Consider the following 13,691-nt stretch of genomic DNA (forward strand, 5'->3'; position numbering starts at 1 on the left):
CAAATTAAACAAAGCTAAAAATTAATAATAAGCTTCTTTCGCATTGGCTAAGTAAGTATTTGCCAAAACTACAAAGTCTTCCATTGGGCCATTTAAATTGCTTGCGGCAATAAATAAGTGCGCGCCAAGTGCATGATGTAATACTTCACTATGATGCAAAAAAGCGGCTAATGGCCCTTTAATGATGCTACCATCTTTTAAAACGTAAGGTTCAAAATTTAAAATGCCCTGCTCAAAGGTTAGCAATTGATGCTTAATACAATAGTGAATCAAGGGCTTTTGTTCGTGGATCATGCGGTTGGCTAAACGCAGAGAGATATTGTCTGCTATGCTATCTATCGAACTTAATTTTATGCCAACGTAATTTAATTCTTCGCGGTTGATGCCGACTGTATTGCTCACGCAATGTAGGTTGCGGATCTGTTGCCAATTAAGTTGCCAACGACCATGACGATGATGAAAAGTTAAGGTTTCAGCTGTCAGGATCAAACTGTATGTGGGTTCAGCTAACTTTAGTAAACCGATAAATATCGTCACTAAGCAAGCGAGGACCATAAACATTAGAGGAAAGCGAGCTTGCTGCCAATAATAGCTGCATAGCCAAGCCATAATAAATAAAGCTATAAACCCGGTTAAGGTGATAAATAAACCATGATGACGGGCGACAGCTTTAATTTTCATTACATTATTATTTTTTTTCATAGGTTTTATAATGGTAATTAATCTTATTTAAAATTTGTGTATAATTTTTTGATTCGTATATACTCTACGCGTTTTGGCTGTGAAGCAATAATTTTGTAGTAATTTAACTTAATAAACGAAGTAAAAGGTAAACTAATATGACAAAGACTAAAGTAAAAAAACACCAAGGAAATCATGGTGGTTGTGAGTTAGGCCGTGGGGTTATTAAAGATAATTTTTTAGCGGCTATTGTTACGTCAAGATTGTATAAACAGCAAATAGTTAGCGCTAAAAAAGGTAAGGGTGCTTATCAAAGAACACAAAAACATAAAGGACAAGAGTCCTATTTAATAGCGGTTTAGGCCCTTAGGTTGTAACCATTATTAAATAGGGCTTTTAAGCTTTATACATTTACCTACTGCTGATCGGTGCGTGTTAGCCGAGAGTAATTATGTGTGAACTTTTCTCAGGACTTGATTCGCCTTTTCAAGTTGACCTTGGTGCTCAAGAACTTGTGAAAAAGCCAGTAAATCGACTTTATCATAGTGCTTGTCTTCCAAGTTAACTAAGCTGTTAAATGCCTTTTCTGCTAACAACCATTGCTGTGACACCTTGGCAAGGTGGGCAACCAATGACAACCAAAGAGCATTTTTTGGCGCACTGTATAAGTGTTTTTGTGCTACTGCCAATAGCTCATCAGCTTGAGTAATAGGTAATGTTCTGACCGCTTTTAGCAGATTGATTGCCGCCCCTTTCTTTATTATTGGCAATAATAATTTTGCTAAAGGTGTATTCACTTGGTTTTCTGCTAAGACCTGACAATAAGCAATCACGACTGTTTCTGATTGCTTCACTTTCTTCGGCAGTTGCTGATAATAAGCCATCAAAGCATTATGATCATGTTGTTTAATTTGGCTATTAAAAGCGCCGTAAAATGCTTGCTGTTGCCATTGCATTATAGTTTTCAGACTAATCGACTTTTGTTTTTCCGCGGTAGTTAACTGCTTAATAACATAGTCAAAACGCTGTTCAATTAAGCTTAACTCTATTTCTAACGATAACAGCCGTGCGTCATGCCCAATATGCTTATGGTATTGATCAATCACAGTACGTGCTTGTGGGTAATTATGCTGACCGATCAGTAATTTTATTTTAATTAATACCGCTTCTAACCCTGCGTCTTTTAAGCTGCTAGTGGTTTGTTCTAGCAAAGATAAATAGTGGTCGGTGTTTGGTTTTAACGCTTGTTTTTGCGCAGCATCTGCGGCAACAAGGTAAGCGATTTGTTCAAAAGATGATGCCTTAGCTGATGATTTAGCTAATAAGTGCTCTGCTTGTTTATAGTCACCTAACACATAGGCTGCAATGCCTTTATTAAAATCTATCAGCGCACGTCGACGACTAGCAAAAGCAATTTTATTCCAAGCGGCAAAGCTAAAATTTAGCCCACCACGGAAAAATTTAAGGCTAAGCAGTAAGGTCATAAAAATCAGCGTTAGCATGATAACGCCAGCAACCACAGTTGATTCTATCACCGTTCCACCAAAAGATATTTGCATATAACCAGGGTCACTAATGAGTGTTGGAGCAACCGCGACTAATGAGATGATGAAAACGATAAGTATAATTATTTTTATCATGACGCGCCCTCTTGCTGATCAACAGCAACTGGCTCAGTGACGGTTTCTTTTGATGCTTTAGCCGCACTAGGCTTTACTTTCGAAGGTATCACAAGCTGCTTTTTCTTAGCTAATAACTGTCTAACTGCTGCTAGAGAATCTAATCTATTCGGGTATTCAGCGCTAATAACTTCGTTTTGTAACTTTAGAATAATATTTGAGAAGCTCTGGTTACCAATATCGGTCATGTCAAAATAATCTTTCAGCCAATTATTAATTTCATGTAGCGCTTGTTGATAAACTTCTTGATTCATTTTACTGGCCGCCCATATGGCAGTTTGTAACTTCAAGTTTAAATTTTCACGTAAGTTTTGTGTAAATTCGGGAGACATTAATGGCTTCAAATCTGCTGATTTTTTACTAATAGTAAGAAATTTAGCCGTGATACTGTGCCATGTTTTAGCAAGATTTTCCCGCCAATCACTAGCATTGTCGCTTAATTCAACATCGATTTCTTGGTCATTATTTGCTGAAACATGAGTCTTTGCTAATGGTAATTGCTGAGTTTGTTGAGCCAGTGTCATCAGTTTTAAAATAGTGTTATCTGTTGTTAGTGTCGGTAGCAATGCTAGTTTGGCAATATCCTGCTGAATAATTTGACGCAAGGCGAAAAACTGGGGGTCATTTAATTGTTTAATGCGTAAGTCGGCGTCATTAAGTAAACTAATAGCGGCACTGGTTTCTTTTTCTAACCACAAGCTTCTTGACGCTACTCGAATCAGGTATTCCGCTTCTTGTAACAACCAATCACTAGGTTGGTTGTTACCTAAACTTGCCACTTGCTGCTGTAATTGTGCAAGCGTTTCACTGTAACTTTTTGTAAAATCATCAACTTGTTCAAGGTTTTTACGCAGCGTGTTTAGCTCGGTAGTATTGGCTTGTTTACTTTGTGAAAATTGCTGAGCAATACGCTGTTTATTGTCTAACAGTTGTTGGGAAATTTGCTGCTGATTTTCGACTAATTGGCGTTTTACAAGCTTATTAAGTTGCAAGCTATATTGAGCTTTTTGTTGTTCACTCCAATAATAGTGACCCGCACTGGCAGCAATAGCTAATAATGCAATAATTAACGCTACCACTGCTGTTTTTGAAATTTTCTGTGTACTTTGCTGAGTATGGCTGGATGTGCTTTTTTCTGCCAGCGTTGCCGTACCGGCAGTGGTCGACTTGCTTGATGTGCTAGATGTGCTAGATGCGGTTTTTTTCACAGGTGCTGTGCTCTTATCATGGTTTTTATTTAATGATGGCTGAGTCTCGCTGGTGCCTTGTGCAGCAGTGGCCTTTGTTTTAGCTTTAATTATCTTTGGAGCTTTATCTGGAGATTTTTCTGGATTATCGGCCCTTGCCGGTTTATTCAAAGACGCAGATAAGTCGGCTTGATGCTCATCGTGGTTGTCAACCGCTGCAGTATTATTATCGGCTTTGCTTTGCTCGGGTGGTTTTTTATCGCTCATGAACTGATCCCATCTTACATGTTGGCGCTACGCACATTAAATATATTAGGCTAATATGCTGTTATATTACTTGGTATGACTTAATTTCAGCTCATAGGCTAGTGCATTAATAATAGCAGTGGTATTGGCACCATTGGCATTTATTATTCGGCTAATACCCTTTGTTTTGGCTTTGAGCGCAATTCTATTACTTGCCACAATCCATAGACATTGCTCTTGCCAATAATTGTCTGAGTTATCAATTAAGTTTACTATGAATTCTAGCAAAGCGTTACTCGTGATTAAGATACAATTTATCTGCTGCTGATGCCATGTTTTGATGACTTCTGGCGAGCAATTTCGCCAAACACGCCGATAACTTTCAAAATAATGTACCAAGGCGCCACGCTGTCGCAAATCTTCTGCAATAAGTTCTCGACCACCATCGCCACGGACAATGAGCACGTCTTTTGCTTGCACGTTTTGTAATGACTGCAAAACCAACAGACCCTCGCTATCATGCTTTGCAGGGACTAAAGCGCTTATGCCTAAGATTTTTAATGCTTGCTCAGTGGCAGCACCAACCGCAATAACCTCTTTTGTCGACCATAAGGATATTGGCATCAGTTTATTAGCAAACTCTACTGCTGCGACGCTAATAAATATGACCAGTGGCCGAGTTAGTTGACTTTGTAATGCTTGTAATTGCTCAAGGCTGGCACCATCTTGATAATCAAAGCACGGCTGACAATAACTTTGATAACCCTGTTTTTGCAGGCAATCTTGTAGATCGCGCCCAGCTTTTTCAGGGCGCGTGATTAATATTTTAAGCTTATGCTTGGTCATACACCTGACGAAGAATTTTGCCAGCACCTTTAGCCAATAATTGCTCAGCTAGCTGGTTCCCTAATTGCGCGGCTTGGTTAATGTGGCCACGAATTTCACTGGTTAATATTTCACTGCCATCAACCGAGCCGACTAACCCGCGTAAATATATCTCTTGATTTTTAAGCACAGCATAACTGCCAATGGGTACCTGACAACCGCCTTCAAGCGCGCGATTCATCGCACGTTCTGCCACTACGCGCAGGCGCGTTTCTTCACAGCCTAGTGGTGCTAACAGTGCTTTAATGGTGAGATCGTCAATGCGACATTCGATACCCACTGCACCTTGGCCATTCGCCGGTAACATTACTTCTGGCGCAATATATTCTCGAATACGTTCCGGCATTTTCAAACGAATAAGCCCTGCTGCAGCTAAAATAATGGCGTCATACTCACCATTGTCAAGCTTTTTAAGCCGAGTATTGACGTTACCACGTAGGTCACGAATAGTTAAGTCGGGTCGCAGGGCTTTAATTTGACATTGACGACGTAAACTTGATGTACCGACAATCGCACCTTGGGGTAAGTCGCCCAAGCTATCGATAGTGTTAGAAACAAAAGCGTCGCGCGGGTCTTCGCGCGGACAAATAATCTCTAGCCCCAAGCCTTCTGGAAAATCAACCGGTACATCTTTCATTGAATGCACGGCAATATCAGCACGGTCTTCTAATATAGCCACTTCAAGTTCTTTAACAAATAAGCCTTTTCCGCCAACCTTGGCGAGTGGCGTATCAAGAATAATGTCACCTTTGGTGGTCATGGGCACTAATTCAACCTGGATATCCGGATGAAAATACTCAAGTTTTGCCTTAACATATTCTGCTTGCCATAACGCCAGCGCGCTTTTACGGGTTGCAATACGTACGGTTTGTTGGGTCATTTCAGTTACCTTATTCAATATTTATTGCTCAGTAATGACAATAGTTTCTTCTGCTTGTTTGCTGACCGCGTTAGACATAAACTGCCATAGCTCTCCGCCGCCACGCTTATCAAACCACTGATCATTTTCAAAGTGAAAATGATGGCCATTAAATTTCGTTGCTACCCAAATTTCATGTAAGGGTGCTTGCTTGTTGATAATGATTTTACTGGCATTTTTAAAGGTGAGGGTTAACATCCCGCCAACACCTTCATAATCGATATCACAACCACAATTTTCGATGGCTTCTTCTATCGCTAATAAGATGTTTTCTGCGGCTAAGTTATACTGACTATCATTCATTGACTGTTCCTTTTTACCTGGGCTTTCAGATTGTTTAATCTTTGCTTGGTATTTGTTGGTCATGGCATTATAAAACGTCTATCATGGGAAAAAAATCGAATAAATCAATTATGCGTAAAGAAATTGCAATTACTTTCTTCTGTTTGCTTAGTTTAGTCACTATAACAGGCTGCGGCATTAAAGGCCCTTTATACCAAACTCCTGAGCAACAGCAAGAGAACTTACCAAAAACAAGCCCAGAAATTGATAAAAGCAGTAATAAAAGCAATTTAGAACCATAGGAATAACGGCATTGGACTTTTTTAATCGTAAAGAACATTCATTATACGCTGAACACTGTTCGGTTGCTGAGTTAGCAAAGCAATACGGAACACCACTTTATATCTACTCTCGAGCAACTATTGAGCGTCATTGGCATGCTTTTGACCAAGCGGCTGGAGAGCGCCCACATCTGGTTTGTTATGCTGTTAAAGCCAATAGTAATATTGCGGTTTTAAATGTCATGGCGCGGTTAGGGTCCGGCTTTGATATCGTTTCAAAAGGCGAGTTGATGCGAGTGATTAAAGCCGGTGGCGATCCAAAAAAGGTCGTATTTTCAGGTGTTGGTAAAACCTCAGAAGAAATAGCTTACGCGCTAAATTTGGGTATTTACTGTTTTAATGTCGAATCTGCCGCAGAGTTAGACCGTATCCAAGCTGTTGCGCTAGAGTTAAACAAAATGGCGCCCATTTCATTACGGGTTAATCCTGATGTTGATGCTGGCACACACCCTTATATTTCAACTGGTTTAAAAGAGAATAAGTTCGGTATTAGTATTGAGCAAGCACCTAAGTTTTATCAATACGCCACCACCTTGTCTCATATTAATATTCAAGGGGTTGATTGCCATATTGGTTCACAACTGACAGAAATTGCCCCGTTTTTAGACGCACTCGATCGGGTATTAAAGTTAGTTGACGCATTAGCTGAACAAGGTATTACATTGTCTCACATCGATGTCGGTGGTGGTTTAGGTGTTTGTTACGACGATGAGCAGCCGCCTCACCCTAAAGAATATGCCAAAGCAATTGCAGAAAAGTTAGCTGGTCGTGATCTAACGCTTATCTATGAACCGGGCCGAGCCATCATGGCTAATGCCGGTATTTTGGTGACCGAAGTAGAATATATCAAAATCAGTGAAGAGCGTAATTTTGCTATTGTTGATGCGGCAATGAATGATTTGATCAGACCGGCATTATATCAAGCATGGCAGGCGATTATTCCAGTTGAACAACGTGATGATGTGACCAGTGCACAATACGACGTGGTTGGCCCAATATGTGAAACCGGTGATTTTCTGGGTAAGGATCGAGCACTGGCGATAAGTGCGGGCGACTTACTAGCGATACGCAGTGCTGGTGCCTATGGTTTTACCATGAGTTCAAATTACAATAGTCGGCCACGTGCTGCAGAAGTGATGGTGGATGGCAGCGCCAGTTATTTAGTCAGAAAACGCGAAACCTTAAGCCAATTGTGGCTAGGTGAAAGCTTGTTACCTTTATAGTGTGAGATTGGATGTAAATGTTAATCAATTTTTCTAAAATGCACGGTTTAGGTAACGATTTTATCGTCATCGATAATGTCACCCAAAATGTTTTTTTATCGAATGAGCAAATTAAACAACTGGCCGATCGAAATTTTGGTATTGGCTTTGATCAAGTGCTCATTGTTGAACCTCCTTATGATCCAGATTTAGATTTTCATTATCGAATCTTTAATGCCGATGGCAGTGAAGTTGGGCAATGTGGCAATGGCGCACGTTGTTTTGCGAAATTTGTCCGCTTAAAAGGTTTAACGAATAAACATAAAATAAAGGTGTCAACGCAATCAGGTAAAATGACCTTGTTTATTGAGCGTGACGGCAATGTGTCAGTCAATATGCCGGTACCACAATTTGAACCAGCGAAAATTCCCTTTACCGCGCAAAAAGCAGAAGGCACTTATATTCTGCGAAGCGACGACGAAACTGTGCTTTGTGGTGTTGTATCAATGGGTAACCCGCACTGCGTTTTAACGGTAGATAATGTCAAAGAAGCACCAGTAGACCTATTGGGCAGAGCTTTGTCATTGCATGAACGTTTTCCTCAACAAGCGAATATTAGCTTTATGCAAGTGGTGTCAGCTGAATATATTAAACTGCGGGTTTATGAACGTGGCGCTGCTGAAACACTCGCTTGTGGTAGTGGCGCATGTGCTGCTGTTGTTGTTGGTCAAATGCAAAAGAAACTTAATCGACAAGTCTTGGTTGATTTACCTGGGGGGCAACTGAAGATTTTTTGGAAAGGCCCAGGTAATTTGGTCAAAATGACAGGTCCCGCTGTGCATGTCTTCGATGGGCAAATAAATCTATGAATAAAGATAAAAATAAAGTGATACAAGCGAGTGAACAGACCCTAAAATCAGCTGCTGAAATACAGTTAACCGATGAATTAATTGTCAGCTATCTGCAACAACATCCTGAGTTTTTTAATCGTCAAGCCGAGTTTGTGACCAGCTTAAGGTTGCCAGATCATCAACGTGGCGCTATTTCCTTAGTTGAGCGTCAATTATTACAACAACGCGAAAAAATTCATAATTTGGAAGAAGAAATCACCCAACTCATGGTGATCGCAAACCAAAATGAACAATTATTTGCCTTATACAGCGATCTGTATTTACGTTTACTCGATTGCACAACCGCAGCAGAATTACTTGATTGTTTGCATCAGGCGACCACTAAGTTGTTATCGTTTGACGCCTTTAAAGTATGGTTAATAAAGCCAATCTCGGTCAATCACAGTGCTTTAATTACTGATGATTGTGCAGAAATAATGGCTAGCCGATTAAGTAAAGATGAATACTATTTTGGCCGCTTACAACAAAGTGAACAAGAATTGATTTTTGCTCAAGCAAGCACTGGGTCAGTGGTTTTAGTACGACTGACACACCACCAAGAAGATATCGGTTTTTTAGCCATTAGTAGCCGAGATGCTGAGCATTTTGATCCGCGTATGGATACCTTATTGCTAAACCAATTTAAAAAATTGGTGGCAAAACTTTTACATCAGCACCTCTATTAGGTAGAAACATTGTGAGATTTTATCGCCGATTACACCCCTTTCATGCGATTAGCTTTGATTTAGACGACACCTTATATAGCAATAAACCGATTATGGTGGCAACCGATCAAAAGATGGTCACTTATTTAAAAAAAAGCTTGAGTGGTTATGGCATTGATAGCCACTCATATCGTTTTGATTTTAGCTTTTGGTGGCCTTTTCGCCAGCAGGTTATTGCACAATCACCAGAACTACAGCATGACGTGGGCTTATTGCGGGAAAAAATTTATTACCTAGGCGCACTGTCGCTTGGCTTAACAAGTACAGAGGCCAATATTTTTGCTGCTACCGCTTTAGCTTATTTTGTTGAACAACGTAGTAACTTTACTTTACCGCAACAGACCCATGATTTTCTGAGTTTTCTTCAGCGCAAGATGCCGTTAGTGGCGATTTCTAACGGTAATGTTGATACCCAAAAAATAGGTATCGCAAAGTACTTTACTGAACACTTTCATGCATCGATTGACAACAAATTAAAACCTGACCGCGATATGTTTGATAAAACCTGTACGGCTTTGCAACTTCGCCCTAAACAACTACTCCATGTCGGCGATTGTGGTAAAAATGATGTTTTTGGTGCTATTAATGCTGGCTGTCAAACCGCCTGGTTAAACCCATATAAAGTTGGTAAACCACTAAAAATCCTTCCAACTCTTGCGCTTGACAACATTGAGCAGCTCGCCAAAATATTGACATAAATTATTGTATTTATTACTTTTAACTAGTAACTTTCAAGTAATACTGTAAAAAGCTAGCCTGAAGATGAATTAATGCCAAGTAGATCACTTTATTAGTTAGCTTGGCATAAGGATAGCGTTATCAAAATAGTGCTGAACTTGCTATGATAGGGTTATATTTTCGCTTTTTGATTTTACCTCGCTATGGATGTTTCTGAATTACTTGAATCGTTGAACGATAAACAACGAGATGTTGTTGCCGCACCACTACAAAATATGCTGGTGCTTGCCGGTGCCGGTAGCGGTAAAACCCGGGTTTTAGTGCAACGTATTGCTTGGTTAATGAAAGTTGAACACGCATCTCCTCATAGTATTTTAGCGGTGACTTTTACCAATAAAGCGGCGGCTGAAATGCGAGCCCGTGTTGAACAAACCGTTGATGGTAATGTACAAGGCATGTGGGTTGGTACTTTTCATGGCTTAGCGCATCGTTTATTGCGTATGCATTTTCAAGAAGCGAAATTGCCACAAAGTTTTCAAGTGCTTGACTCAGACGATCAGCTACGCATGATTAAACGCATTGTGCGCTCGTTAGAGCTTGATGAAAAACGCTGGCCTCCAAAACAATTTCTTTGGTATATCAATGGTAAAAAAGATGAAGGCTTACGCCCGCAACATATTGATAGCCAACATGACGTAACTGAAGAACTTTTTGTTAAAGTTTATCGGGTTTATCAAGACACTTGTGACCGTGCAGGCTTAGTCGACTTCGCTGAATTATTACTTCGCGCCCATGAGCTTTGGTTAAATAATCCAGAGTTATTACAGCATTATCAACAGCGCTTTGCTCATGTCTTAGTTGATGAGTTTCAAGACACTAACGCAATTCAATATGCTTGGTTAAACTTGTTAGGCCAGAAAAGTGGCAAGGTCATGATTGTTGGTGACGACGACCAATCTATATATGGCTGGCGTGGCGCAAAAATTGAAAATATCCAACGTTTTTTGCAAGACTTTGATGGCGCAAAAACGATTAAACTTGAGCAGAATTATCGCTCATCTGCCAATATTTTAAAGGCCGCTAATCAGCTAATTGACAACAATAATAATCGTCTGGGTAAAGATTTATGGACCGAAGATGATGCCGGTGAAAAAATATCTATTTATACTGCATTCAATGAAATAGATGAAGCACGTTTTATTGCCGGACGCATTGCTGATTGGCAAAAAGATGATGGTTCACTTGATGATGTTGCGATTTTATATCGCAGTAATGCGCAGTCACGTTTAATGGAAGAAGCCTTAATTCAAGCGCAATTACCTTACCGCATATATGGTGGATTACGATTTTTTGAACGTCAAGAGATTAAAGATGCGCTGGCTTACTTAAGGTTATTAAATAATCGTGATGACGATGCCGCCTTTGAACGGGTCATTAATACCCCAACCCGTGGCATTGGTAATCAAACCTTAAGTTTAGTGCGTGATGGCGCAAGAAACTTAGAATGTACCTTGTGGCAAGCATGCCAACATATGGTGCAAAATAAGGAACTCAAAGGCCGAAGTGCTAAGGTTATTCAACAGTTTATCAATGTTATTGATCAGCTAGAAGACGACTCAAACAAGTTAAATCTTGACCAGCAAGCCAACTATGTTATTCAACATTCGGGCTTAAAGGCGATGTATCAAGCCGAAAAAGGTGAGCGTGCTGAAGCTCGTATTGAAAACTTAAATGAGCTAGTTAACGCTTGTCAAACTTTTGAGGTTGACCCTGAGCTTGAAGAAGAACAAAGCCCACTGACCGCTTTTTTAACCCATGCAGCGCTAGAATCTGGTCAGTCACAAGCCGATGATCATGAGCCTGCGGTACAGTTAATGACCATGCACTCAGCTAAAGGCTTAGAGTTTCCACTGGTTTTTATTGCGGGTTTAGAAGAAGGTATGTTTCCTTCGCAGCAGTCTGTTGAAGACCATGGTCGCTTAGAAGAAGAGCGACGTTTGTGCTATGTTGGTATGACCAGGGCGATGAAAAAGTTATATTTATGCCATGCAGAAAGCCGTCGATTGTATGGTCAAGAAAAAAATCACAAGCCGAGTCGCTTTTTGAGAGAACTACCTGACGATTGTACTGAGGCTATTCGTCTACAAAATCAAGTGAAGAAACCCGTCACAACAGGGAAATTTTCATCAGCCCTGACCTTAGAAACATTTGGCAATTCTGGCTTTAAACTTGGCCAAAATGTTCGTCATAAAAAGTTTGGTGATGGTGTGGTATTAAACTACGAAGGTAGTGGTCCGCAAAGCCGTATCCAAGTTAACTTTGCTGACGTGGGTTGTAAGTGGCTTGTTGTTGCTTATGCGAACTTAGAAACACTGTAAATTCACAAGACAGTACACTGTCTAACCGTTGCAACGAGTTTAACATCAGTTGCAACGGCCTAACTCTAGAGCGGCTATTAACCCGGTTTAAAACACAATGGCAGATAAGAATTTCTAATCTATCACTCTCTGCACTATTTTTTTCTCATTATGTTGTGGCTGGTTTTATAGCCTGTCTTCTAGCTTTTACTGAATCAAAACTAAAGATGGCTAATGCGGTCCAGATGCAGGCGAAAGTAATTAATTTAGCAAAATATAATGGCTCTTGGTAATAAAACGTTGCCAAAATAAACATGATGCTTGGGCCGATATATTGAAAAAAGCCTAAAGCAGTTAAGGTCATACGTTTTGTTGCAGCAGAAAAGCATAACAAGGGGGCGGTAGTGACAATGCCAGTACAAACCAAGAGCATATTTAATGACATATCGTTGTCTAACATATTAGTTGTACTTGTTTTTAAAAACACTAACCAATAAATCAAAGCTATTGGTAACATCATCAGTGACTCGATCAGTAAGCCGACAAATGAGTCTAAAGGCATGGTTTTACGTAATAAGCCATAAGTACCAAAGGTGGCAGCCAGTGCTAATGAAATCATCGGTAGTGACCCAACCATAAAGAGTTGAATCATCACACCTATAAAGGCAAGTCCAACGGCAAATAGCTGCCAAGGTCGCAAGCGTTCACCTAGAAATATAACCCCTAACGCGACACTGAAAAGTGGATTAATGTAATAGCCTAGGCTGGCATCAAGTAAATGGCCATTGTTAACCGCCCAAATAAACATAAACCAATTCACGGCAAGCAGTGTCGCTGAAATGGTTAATCGCATGACTATTTTGGGCTGAGTAATGGTGGCAATAAAGTTATGCGATCTTTTGGTCAGTAGCACAACTAAGATTAATAAAACGGTCGACCAAACCACGCGATGTACTAAAATTTCATCCGCGTTAATATGGTCTATTAATTTAAAATATAGTGGGGCGATACCCCACATAGTATAGGCACTAACGGCACTAATAATCCCGCCACGTAAGGCAGTTTTTTCAGATATTGGCATGGAATAAATTATGAATTAAAGTTGCTGAGATAATGACCATAATAGCATTGTTGGGTTAAACAACCCATGTTAATAATAGTGAGGGCTGTTATTACCCTACCAATAAGTGCCAGTGCTGAAGGCAATATGGTCACCTTTCTCGTTATGCATCTCCATGCGGGCGGCTGCCACCTTACTACCACTACGAATAATTTTTGCTGTCGCAATACATTTTCGCCACATCCAAGTCTTAAAAGTCAGTCCGTAAATCAATAGTGCTCAAACGACTTAAGCTTTGTGCAATTATTTCAGGTGATAATTCAGCTAACTGAGTGAGGATATTTGCTGCAGCAACAAGGCCGCTGGCAAGATCAAGCGCTGAAGCCGTAACGCCGCCATGCAGTATTTTTTGTTCTGGATTACCAATTAATTTGTCGCCCCAGACAAGACTAACAACCGAATCTTGACTATTAAGTTGGATGATTTCTAAGCTCAGTAGCTTGTTAAATGCCATGGCTTAGTTCCAATATTGAGCAAGCTGCATAAACGTCTCTTCATG

At 40.2% G+C, this 13,691-nt stretch carries 16 protein-coding genes; 7 read left to right on the top strand and 9 right to left on the bottom strand.

Going from position 1 to position 13,691, the window contains the following annotated elements; all coding sequences use genetic code 11:
* Positions 1–21: 21 nt before the first annotated feature.
* Positions 22–702, bottom strand: a complete 681-nt coding sequence (locus H4J46_RS13010; RefSeq protein WP_182233883.1) for a DUF2982 domain-containing protein — start codon at positions 700–702, stop codon at positions 22–24.
* A 137-nt stretch (positions 703–839) separates the two neighbouring features.
* Here H4J46_RS13010 and arfA point away from each other — a divergent pair, with 137 nt between their 5' ends.
* Positions 840–1,043: an alternative ribosome rescue factor ArfA gene (gene arfA, locus H4J46_RS13015; RefSeq protein WP_182233884.1), complete on the top strand. Its 204-nt coding sequence runs from the start codon at positions 840–842 to the stop codon at positions 1,041–1,043.
* 87 nt (positions 1,044–1,130) lie between these two features.
* Here the strand turns inward: arfA and H4J46_RS13020 are convergent, their stop codons facing one another.
* From H4J46_RS13020 to cyaY, 5 genes are all read right to left on the bottom strand, one after another.
* Entirely contained in the window at positions 1,131–2,321 is a 1,191-nt protein-coding gene (locus tag H4J46_RS13020; protein ID WP_182233885.1) for a heme biosynthesis HemY N-terminal domain-containing protein, read from the bottom strand.
* Entirely contained in the window at positions 2,318–3,814 is a 1,497-nt protein-coding gene (locus tag H4J46_RS13025; RefSeq protein WP_182233886.1) for a uroporphyrinogen-III C-methyltransferase, read from the bottom strand. Before H4J46_RS13025 ends, H4J46_RS13020 begins: the two co-directional genes overlap by 4 nt.
* Positions 3,815–3,880: 66 nt before the next feature.
* Complete coding sequence (locus H4J46_RS13030) at positions 3,881–4,639, bottom strand: uroporphyrinogen-III synthase (protein ID WP_182233887.1); 759 nt, start codon at positions 4,637–4,639, stop codon at positions 3,881–3,883.
* Positions 4,626–5,558 carry a hydroxymethylbilane synthase gene (gene hemC / locus H4J46_RS13035; protein ID WP_182233888.1) on the bottom strand — a complete coding sequence of 311 codons (933 nt, stop codon included), beginning with the start codon at positions 5,556–5,558 and terminating at the stop codon, positions 4,626–4,628. The genes H4J46_RS13030 and hemC overlap by 14 nt, the downstream gene beginning before the upstream one ends.
* Positions 5,559–5,579: 21 nt before the next feature.
* Positions 5,580–5,900: an iron donor protein CyaY gene (gene cyaY, locus H4J46_RS13040; protein ID WP_182233889.1), complete on the bottom strand. Its 321-nt coding sequence runs from the start codon at positions 5,898–5,900 to the stop codon at positions 5,580–5,582.
* Between the two features lie 83 nt (positions 5,901–5,983).
* On the opposite strand from cyaY, the gene H4J46_RS13045 reads away from it, so the two are divergent.
* From H4J46_RS13045 to uvrD, 6 genes are all read left to right on the top strand, one after another.
* Positions 5,984–6,181: an LPS translocon maturation chaperone LptM gene (locus H4J46_RS13045; RefSeq protein ID WP_182233890.1), complete on the top strand. Its 198-nt coding sequence runs from the start codon at positions 5,984–5,986 to the stop codon at positions 6,179–6,181.
* A gap of 11 nt (positions 6,182–6,192) precedes the next feature.
* Positions 6,193–7,443 (top strand): diaminopimelate decarboxylase, encoded by a 1,251-nt coding sequence (lysA, locus tag H4J46_RS13050; RefSeq protein WP_182233891.1) that lies wholly within the window; start codon positions 6,193–6,195, stop codon positions 7,441–7,443.
* A gap of 17 nt (positions 7,444–7,460) precedes the next feature.
* A complete protein-coding gene (gene dapF, locus H4J46_RS13055; protein WP_182233892.1) occupies positions 7,461–8,291 on the top strand; it encodes a diaminopimelate epimerase in 831 nt (276 codons plus the stop codon).
* Entirely contained in the window at positions 8,288–8,998 is a 711-nt protein-coding gene (locus tag H4J46_RS13060; RefSeq protein ID WP_182233893.1) for a DUF484 family protein, read from the top strand. Before dapF ends, H4J46_RS13060 begins: the two co-directional genes overlap by 4 nt.
* Before the next feature lie 11 nt (positions 8,999–9,009).
* Positions 9,010–9,735, top strand: coding sequence for an HAD-IA family hydrolase (locus H4J46_RS13065; RefSeq protein WP_182233894.1), 726 nt, complete (start codon positions 9,010–9,012; stop codon positions 9,733–9,735).
* Positions 9,736–9,918: 183 nt separating this feature from the next.
* Positions 9,919–12,093 carry a DNA helicase II gene (uvrD, locus tag H4J46_RS13070; RefSeq protein WP_182233895.1) on the top strand — a complete coding sequence of 725 codons (2,175 nt, stop codon included), beginning with the start codon at positions 9,919–9,921 and terminating at the stop codon, positions 12,091–12,093.
* Between the two features lie 148 nt (positions 12,094–12,241).
* On the opposite strand, the gene rarD is transcribed toward uvrD, so the two are convergent.
* The 3 genes from rarD to H4J46_RS13080 all read right to left on the bottom strand — a co-directional run bounded on the left by rarD (position 12,242) and on the right by H4J46_RS13080 (position 13,646).
* A complete protein-coding gene (rarD, locus tag H4J46_RS13075; RefSeq protein WP_182233896.1) occupies positions 12,242–13,153 on the bottom strand; it encodes an EamA family transporter RarD in 912 nt (303 codons plus the stop codon).
* A 96-nt stretch (positions 13,154–13,249) separates the two neighbouring features.
* Positions 13,250–13,375: a hypothetical protein gene (locus tag H4J46_RS17330; RefSeq protein WP_259365835.1), complete on the bottom strand. Its 126-nt coding sequence runs from the start codon at positions 13,373–13,375 to the stop codon at positions 13,250–13,252.
* Positions 13,376–13,382: 7 nt separating this feature from the next.
* Positions 13,383–13,646 (bottom strand): hypothetical protein, encoded by a 264-nt coding sequence (locus tag H4J46_RS13080; RefSeq protein WP_182233897.1) that lies wholly within the window; start codon positions 13,644–13,646, stop codon positions 13,383–13,385.
* Positions 13,647–13,691 lie beyond the last annotated feature (45 nt).

The organism is Colwellia sp. MB02u-6, assembly GCF_014077095.1.
Classification (GTDB): domain Bacteria; phylum Pseudomonadota; class Gammaproteobacteria; order Enterobacterales; family Alteromonadaceae; genus Cognaticolwellia.

Excerpts from the sequence above, each read along its gene's own strand:
- H4J46_RS13010 (WP_182233883.1), bottom strand. The coding sequence starts at position 702 with ATGAAAAAAAATAATAATGTAATGAAAATTAAAGCTGTCGCCCGTCAT.
- arfA (WP_182233884.1), top strand. The coding sequence starts at position 840 with ATGACAAAGACTAAAGTAAAAAAACACCAAGGAAATCATGGTGGTTGT.
- H4J46_RS13020 (WP_182233885.1), bottom strand. The coding sequence starts at position 2,321 with ATGATAAAAATAATTATACTTATCGTTTTCATCATCTCATTAGTCGCG.
- H4J46_RS13025 (WP_182233886.1), bottom strand. The coding sequence starts at position 3,814 with ATGAGCGATAAAAAACCACCCGAGCAAAGCAAAGCCGATAATAATACT.
- H4J46_RS13030 (WP_182233887.1), bottom strand. The coding sequence starts at position 4,639 with ATGACCAAGCATAAGCTTAAAATATTAATCACGCGCCCTGAAAAAGCT.
- hemC (WP_182233888.1), bottom strand. The coding sequence starts at position 5,558 with ATGACCCAACAAACCGTACGTATTGCAACCCGTAAAAGCGCGCTGGCG.
- cyaY (WP_182233889.1), bottom strand. The coding sequence starts at position 5,900 with ATGAATGATAGTCAGTATAACTTAGCCGCAGAAAACATCTTATTAGCG.
- H4J46_RS13045 (WP_182233890.1), top strand. The coding sequence starts at position 5,984 with ATGGGAAAAAAATCGAATAAATCAATTATGCGTAAAGAAATTGCAATT.
- dapF (WP_182233892.1), top strand. The coding sequence starts at position 7,461 with ATGTTAATCAATTTTTCTAAAATGCACGGTTTAGGTAACGATTTTATC.
- H4J46_RS13060 (WP_182233893.1), top strand. The coding sequence starts at position 8,288 with ATGAATAAAGATAAAAATAAAGTGATACAAGCGAGTGAACAGACCCTA.
- uvrD (WP_182233895.1), top strand. The coding sequence starts at position 9,919 with ATGGATGTTTCTGAATTACTTGAATCGTTGAACGATAAACAACGAGAT.
- rarD (WP_182233896.1), bottom strand. The coding sequence starts at position 13,153 with ATGCCAATATCTGAAAAAACTGCCTTACGTGGCGGGATTATTAGTGCC.
- H4J46_RS17330 (WP_259365835.1), bottom strand. The coding sequence starts at position 13,375 with ATGTGGCGAAAATGTATTGCGACAGCAAAAATTATTCGTAGTGGTAGT.
- H4J46_RS13080 (WP_182233897.1), bottom strand. The coding sequence starts at position 13,646 with ATGGCATTTAACAAGCTACTGAGCTTAGAAATCATCCAACTTAATAGT.